The sequence below is a fragment of the Acidobacteriota bacterium genome (genome assembly GCA_040756905.1).
Lineage (GTDB): Bacteria > Acidobacteriota > Aminicenantia > JBFLYD01 > JBFLYD01 > JBFLYD01.
The window spans coordinates 85,619-92,447 of record JBFLYD010000009.1; the positions used below are offsets into that span (position 1 = coordinate 85,619).

The following is a 6,829-nucleotide window of genomic DNA, read 5'->3' on the forward strand; positions in this document are numbered from 1 at the left end:
AGATGATCGTGTAGTTACCAAAGATCGAAAACGTGGAATCCGTTTTTACACCTGGGCTTATGACGGTGAGCACTTGCTTTACATTCAGGATCGTGATGGTGATGAAAACTGGCATCTCTATTCAGTAAATTTAAAGACAAATGTGATCCGTGATTTAACACCTTTCGAAGGTGTTCAGGCTCGAGTATATGGAATGGATCCTGATTTTCCAAATGAGTTACTTGTCGGACTTAACATACGAGATGCAAGGCTTCATGATGTATATCGGATCAATCTAAAAAATGGTGCGGTTGAATTGGATACGGAAAACCCAGGAGATGTAGCTGGCTGGGTCACTGACCAGAATTTTGAGGTTCGAGTAGCCCAGGTCGTGACGCCTGACGGAGGAACTGAAATTCGGATTCGCGACTCAAAAAAAGATCCATGGCGAACTTTCCAGAGATGGGGTGCAGATGAAACATTTGGAGGAGTTGCTGGATTTACTCCAAATAACCAGAGTATCTGGCTTATTTCAAGTGTTGATGCTAACACAGCACGCCTTGTCGAAGTTGAAATTGCCAGTGGAAAAAGTAACGTAGTGGCTGAAGATCCCATGTATGATGTAGGTGGCACGATGAACCATCCAAAGACCAATAAATTAGAAGCAGTACAATTCATTCGAGCTCGAAGAGAGTGGAGACTAATTGATACTTCATTGAAAGCAGATTTTGATGTTTTGTATAAAATTCGAGATGGAGACATTGGTATCGGAAGTCGGGATGTGGAGGATAAAACCTGGCTGGTTTCCTATTTAATGGATGATGGGCCGGTTTACTATTACTCATATAACCGAGAAACCAAGAAAGCAACGCTTTTGTTCAGTAACCGTCCGCAATTAGAAAAGTATAAATTAGCAAAGATGAAACCCATTTCATTTAAGTCGAGGGATGGGTTAACCATTCATGGATATTTAACATTTCCAGTAGATGTTGAGCTAAAGAACCTGCCGGTGGTTCTTAACGTTCACGGTGGGCCTTGGGGTCGTGATGTGTGGGGACTGAATAGTGAAGTGCAATGGCTTACTAACAGAGGCTATGCTGTGCTACAGGTGAATTTCCGTGGGTCAACTGGATATGGAAAAGCATTTCTCAATGCTGGTGACCGTGAATGGGCCGGGAAGATGCATGATGACCTTCTCGACGGTGTAAACTGGGCTATAAAGCAGGGCTATGCAGATCCGAAGAAAATCTGTATTTATGGAGGAAGCTATGGAGGTTACGCAACATTAGTAGGCGTAACATTTACACCCGCTGTGTTTGCCTGTGGTGTTGACATTGTGGGTCCATCGAACATAGTTACTTTAATAAAATCGATTCCTCCATATTGGGTTCCTATCAAAGCTTTGTTCGATAAGCGAGTGGGTAAGGTCGAGACTGAAGAGGAGTTTCTTAAATCACGATCGCCATTGTTTAAAGCTGACCAGATTAAGGTGCCATTATTGATTGCCCAGGGTGCCAATGACCCAAGAGTAAAACAGGCAGAAAGTGATCAGATTGTTGATGCAATGCGGAAAAATAATAAACCTGTGGAATACCTGGTTTTTCCTGATGAGGGACATGGGTTCGCAAGACCGGAGAACAGGCTTAAGTTTTATGCTGCAGCCGAGCAATTTCTGGCTAAATATTTAGGGGGAAGGGTTGAACCACCATCTGAAAAGGAGGACTTCACAGCACTTCGTAAGTAAAACATAAAATATAGAAAAGTTATATTCAATTTTCATGCACAAAACCTTAGATGATTACCATTCAAAATAAAATTTGACTTTATAAATTTATTTTAGATAGATTTTATATTTAAATCTCAATTTGAAGGAGGAAGGTTGAGGAGAATCTATATTTTTATTTTTGTGGTAGTATTTGTATTATTTTTTTCACAAACACTATCAGCAAAACAAAAATGGGAATTCAATCTTCATTATGGAACCTGGAACCTGAATATTCTAAAATCTGCAGTTGAAAATTTTGTTACAGAAGGAGCCGATACTGAATTCCGGAATGGAATATTAGAGAAACACCCAGAATTAATTGAGGAGTTATATCAAAGAGATTTCAATTTTGATACAGGAGGAAATAACTTAGGGTTCGAAATAAGATTTTATCCCGGTGGAGAATATGGATCCTTCAGTTTAGGCTTATCAGTTGAAAAAACAAAGATGGAATTTTCATTAAGCGGATTTGTGGACATGGAATTTACTGATGGTTCATATGTAGACTTTGATGCGGATGGGAAATTTGTGGTGACCCCTCTTTCATATAATTTAAGTCTTAGATGGGATATAAAACCCTCATGGAGAGTCCACCCTTATGTAGGCTTTGGTTTTGGAGCAGCTCCAGTAAGTGGGGATGTATCTTATAATCTTTCTGGTAAATTCTACAATGCAGAAACCGGTTTACTTGAAACAGAGAGTGAATCTGAGAGCAAGAAATTAAAAGATATAGAAGAGTTAGCAATTAAATTTTATCCGATTATTCAATTAAATCTTGGCCTGAAAGGAAGAGTTTCTGAGAATATTTATTTGCAGGTAGATGCTGGAATATGGAATGGATTTCTCGTTCGAGGTGGACTATCCTTCAGGTTTTAAGAAAAACTCATCTTTTAATGTTTTTAATTCAATTTAAATATCTATTAAATTCGAGCTTAATCTTTTCCCCAAAAACTGTTTTTAGATAAAATATTAAATTTTTATCTTCTTCTCCCTCTGAAACCCCCACCATATCTGTTACGGCCATAGCCACCTCTAAACCCACTTTCTCTTTTTGGCCTGGCTTCGTTAACGATAATGGTTCTTCCGCTTAAAGAATATCCATTAAACATTTCAATAGCTTTCTTTGCTTCTTCATCAGTCGACATTTCAACAAATCCAAATCCTTTTCCCTGCCCACTGAATTTATCAGTAATGACATTTACAGATTCAACCTTTCCTGCTTTACTGAATAATTCTTCAAGTTGGCTATTTGTTGTTGAATAAGAAAGCCCTCCTACATAAAGTTTTTTTGACATTTCAATCTCCTTTTTATTTAGCAGGAAAGGTTAAGTCTTAACTTTCCGATGCTAAACTTAAATTATTTTCAGCAAATCTTATTTTGCTTCAATAAATACAATAATACAAAATTAGAATTATTGCAAGAAAATCTATTTGAGATGTGGTAAAAGGTTAATTCCATTCTAAAGGGTTAAAAAAACCTGCCCATGAAAATAATTAAAGGTGATGAAATGTAATGAAGGATTAAGAATGTGAAAAAGCTCATCAATATTGAAAAAACTATATGCCGAGAGGCGGAATCGAACCGCCGACGCAGGGCTTTTCAGGCCCTCATACAAAATATCTAAGTTATTCATTTTAATTGACTTCCTTAAAAAAGCCCTCGTTCATATGACCAAAATCAGCCCAAAGATTTACTCCTTCAACTGCTTTTTTCATTGCCTCCGGGAATGTGTGAGAGTAATTAAAGGTGGTTTTCAAATGAGAGTGACCCAATAACTTTGCTATGGTAATACTATCAATTTTATTCTGAACTAAAAATGTTGCAAACGAATGCCTTAGATTGTGGAATCCCCTAAAATGCTCTCCAATCGCTTTTCTCAATTTGATAATCTGCCTTCTAAATGAATCAGGATGCCTTCTTCCTTTGAATTGAAAAATATAATCTCCTTGTGGCTTTATTAAGGTTATAATCTTTCTGACATCTGAATTCATTGGTATTTCTCTTGATTCCTTTGTCTTGCTATTCTCCGAAGGCACTATAATTTTGTCTAAGTCTAAATCTATGTCTTTCCATTTAAGGTTTAAAATCTCATTTATTCTCATCCCTGTTGATAGTGCAATCACACAAATAGAAAATAAATATTTTTGCTGTTCAGAGCGTCCTCTATCAGATATTTCTTTAGCTTCTGATAAAAGAATTTGAATCTCTGTTTTGTTTAATGCTTTTCTCTTATGTGTCTGTTCCTTGTAAAATCTTACCCTTTTAACTGGATTCCACCGTATATAATTCCAATTTATTGCATGGTTGAATAAGAGCCTTAGAAATGAAATATATCGATTGACCGTTGCCTCTGACCTTCCATTTTCTTTAAGATAAATTTTTAGCTCCTCTAATTTCTGGGGAGTAATTTCATGCAAAAAAATATTTTCTCCAAAAAACTTGAGAATCAAATTTAATCTCTGCTCTTCTCTGACTATATATTTTTTGTGATGATTTAGTTTTTTATATTCCTGGAAGAAATCCGCCAGTTTAATTGTCTTTGTTAATCCGTAAATCTCATTTATGGCCTTTTCTTCTTCTTGCTGAGCAAGTTTGAAAGCAGTTTTTTTATTCGATGTCTTTAAAGATTTCCTTAGCCTGTAATCCCCAAACCTTTTATCAATCCAATAAATATTTTTTATTTTTTTTATTCCCATGTCTCCCCTCCTCATTTCAGATTGAGGGATTATAACATGAGAATTGGTTGAATTCCAAACAAAATTTACAGGCCTTGTATTTTCTTTAAGAAATTTATCCAATTCTTCCTTGTTAATTCTTACTGTATTGCCTATTTTTGTTGCTGGTATTTTGCCTTGAGAAATTAGATTATATACTGCACCTGGAGAAAAACCCAAGTATTGTGCAGTCTCTTTTACTGAAAAATACCGTTTTTCCATTATGCTGTAATATATTTAATATCGTTTATAACATTCACCAATCGATTAATTATTTTCAGAGCTGATTCTTCATCACTCATAAATCCTAACTTTATTACCTTATTATCTTCTGAAATGGCTATACCAAATACAGACTGACTGAGTTTACTACAATCAAGGATTAAGTCTTTTAGGTTTATCCTGGTTTTCCCATTTTTGGAAAAATGGATTCCAGATATACCTTTTTTTTGCCTCTGGAGGCGTCTAAAATCGTTTCTGACGCATTTTTCAAATTGATTAGATGAAATATCATCAGGGTTAAATTGTCTACATTTTTCTGTAGACACTTCCCGATTATTGATTTTATTAGCGTTTCTACCTTCAGTGTCTACATTTTCAATTTTTAAATTCTTCGATAAGTGGGTTGTAGACATTTTGTTTTTTCTGTCTCTTCTTTTTTTAATCCATTGAGCTTTATATTTTTTTCTGTGGATACTTTTACACTGTTCACTGCAAAAATCTGTCCTCTTAGAGGTCATAAGAATTTGACCGCAATTCTTACAAAGCTTGCTCATTTCTAATTACTCCGATTGATTCTCTCTTTCCTCGTAATTCCTGCAATCAAACATAGATTTATTTTCAGATTTCATAGCATCACCCACTTTAATTCTTTCTTCAAAAGATGAATCTTTTTCCATTGAGAAGAAGGAAATTTAATTAGCTCTTCTAATTCCTTAGCTGTATAAGAAACTAAACCATCTTCTATTTTTTCTCTTAAAGATTCACCGGAGATAAAATAGATATCCTCTCCTAATAGTGATAAAATAGCCTTGTGATATATATGCCTGGTTCCCCTGCTACTCCTTTTATGGGTTAGCAGGGGGATTGTGTAATCCAGGCTGTTAATGAGAATTATTGAGGAGAGTAATTTTTGACAACCAATGTCTCTCTCCTCTTTTATTTTCCTTGCTTCTATATATGCCTTGATTGGTAGTAGATTAGACAGGACTGGATTAGAATGGTAAGGGTAATGGTATTGGTTATTCAAATAATACTTTAGATTTAAATATAGGATAAGGAAATTTCCAATCATGATCCAGCCTCTAAATCAAGAATTTCTCTAATAACACTGTATTGGAGATATTCAGGAACAGATTCACCGGTATAACTTCTCTTGACTGTTTCCACTTTTACTTTAAAAACCTTATTTAGGAATATTTTAGGAGATAGCCTATCGTTTCTTCTTGGCCTAATCCCATGATTTGCTATAACCCAGCTTCGATAATACTTTGATCCATATCCAACTTTATTTCCATTTAAATTTAAAACCATGAAAAGTTTTGTTTCAAATGCTCTTCCTGGAGAAATTATTTCAAACCATAAATAAAGCTTAGTCTGATTGTAATATCTACCCCGCTCCCATTTTAAAACTTGGGCCTGATAAATACCATCAGGGATAAGAGGCTGTGGATCATCACAACAAATTGGTTCACACTCATACATTTTGTTTTTCTTCTGAAATATCTCTTCTATTCTCATTTCAGCTCGGATATTTTTTTGGCTTCTTTACCCTGTTTCCTTTTATGAACTTTTCAATTTCTTTTTCATCCAGCCTAAGCCTACCCCCAATACGAATTGCAGGAATTTTTCCTTGCTTTTGCCATTTCCATAAGGTTATATATGAAAATCCTAACCTATTAGCTGCCTCTCGCAGGCTCAAAAGTATTTTCATTGACTACCTCCGTATATTCATTCATATTTAAATTTAGGATATAATATTGTCTTTGTCAGACTGAAATGGTATATATATATGAGAGTCTAAAAATTTCCAAAATGAGGATTTATTTTCTTTTCTATGATTTAGAAAGGCTGAAAAATATTCCAAGAGTGGCACAGATTTTATATTTTTCTTTAATTGCCTTATATGTGGCAAAGGAAAAGGTAAGAAAAGAGATGGAGTCATCGGAAAAGCAAATAGAAATAGAACCCAATGAAATATATTCGGTTGAGATTGAATTAAAAAAACTCCTCAAGAAATTCAATTTAATGTATATTCCGATCCAAAGTGGCCATCGATTCCGATTCAAACCGGCCACTGATTCTGATTGAAAGTGGCCACCCATTCCGATTTATTCCGGCCACTTTTTCGATGAAATCAGAATTTGAAAA

General features: G+C 35.2%; 9 protein-coding genes. 3 read left to right on the plus strand and 6 right to left on the minus strand.

The features are described from left to right. Positions 1 to 73: 73 nt before the first annotated feature. Both AB1410_01305 and AB1410_01310 read left to right on the plus strand, forming a co-directional pair. Complete coding sequence (locus AB1410_01305; GenBank protein ID MEW6455337.1) at positions 74 to 1,723, plus strand: S9 family peptidase; 1,650 nt, start codon at positions 74 to 76, stop codon at positions 1,721 to 1,723. Positions 1,724 to 1,858: 135 nt separating this feature from the next. Then, positions 1,859 to 2,620: a hypothetical protein gene (locus AB1410_01310; GenBank protein MEW6455338.1), complete on the plus strand. Its 762-nt coding sequence runs from the start codon at positions 1,859 to 1,861 to the stop codon at positions 2,618 to 2,620. A 101-nt stretch (positions 2,621 to 2,721) separates the two neighbouring features. Here the strand turns inward: AB1410_01310 and AB1410_01315 are convergent, their stop codons facing one another. The 6 genes from AB1410_01315 to AB1410_01340 all read right to left on the minus strand — a co-directional run bounded on the left by AB1410_01315 (position 2,722) and on the right by AB1410_01340 (position 6,392). After that, on the minus strand, positions 2,722 to 3,039 hold the full coding sequence (locus AB1410_01315; GenBank protein MEW6455339.1) for an RNA-binding protein: 318 nt from the start codon (positions 3,037 to 3,039) through the stop codon (positions 2,722 to 2,724). A 340-nt stretch (positions 3,040 to 3,379) separates the two neighbouring features. After that, positions 3,380 to 4,681, minus strand: coding sequence for a tyrosine-type recombinase/integrase (locus AB1410_01320; protein MEW6455340.1), 1,302 nt, complete (start codon positions 4,679 to 4,681; stop codon positions 3,380 to 3,382). Then, a complete protein-coding gene (locus AB1410_01325) occupies positions 4,681 to 5,094 on the minus strand; it encodes a hypothetical protein (GenBank protein MEW6455341.1) in 414 nt (137 codons plus the stop codon). Before AB1410_01325 ends, AB1410_01320 begins: the two co-directional genes overlap by 1 nt. Positions 5,095 to 5,306: 212 nt before the next feature. After that, entirely contained in the window at positions 5,307 to 5,753 is a 447-nt protein-coding gene (locus tag AB1410_01330) for a hypothetical protein (GenBank protein ID MEW6455342.1), read from the minus strand. Then, positions 5,750 to 6,199 carry a hypothetical protein gene (locus AB1410_01335; GenBank protein ID MEW6455343.1) on the minus strand — a complete coding sequence of 150 codons (450 nt, stop codon included), beginning with the start codon at positions 6,197 to 6,199 and terminating at the stop codon, positions 5,750 to 5,752. Before AB1410_01335 ends, AB1410_01330 begins: the two co-directional genes overlap by 4 nt. 1 nt (position 6,200) lies before the next feature. Continuing rightward, positions 6,201 to 6,392 (minus strand): helix-turn-helix domain-containing protein, encoded by a 192-nt coding sequence (locus AB1410_01340; GenBank protein ID MEW6455344.1) that lies wholly within the window; start codon positions 6,390 to 6,392, stop codon positions 6,201 to 6,203. Positions 6,393 to 6,457: 65 nt separating this feature from the next. Between AB1410_01340 and AB1410_01345 the strand changes: the two genes are divergently transcribed. Beyond that, on the plus strand, positions 6,458 to 6,769 hold the full coding sequence (locus AB1410_01345) for a hypothetical protein (protein ID MEW6455345.1): 312 nt from the start codon (positions 6,458 to 6,460) through the stop codon (positions 6,767 to 6,769). The last annotated feature ends 60 nt before the right edge of the window (positions 6,770 to 6,829 follow it).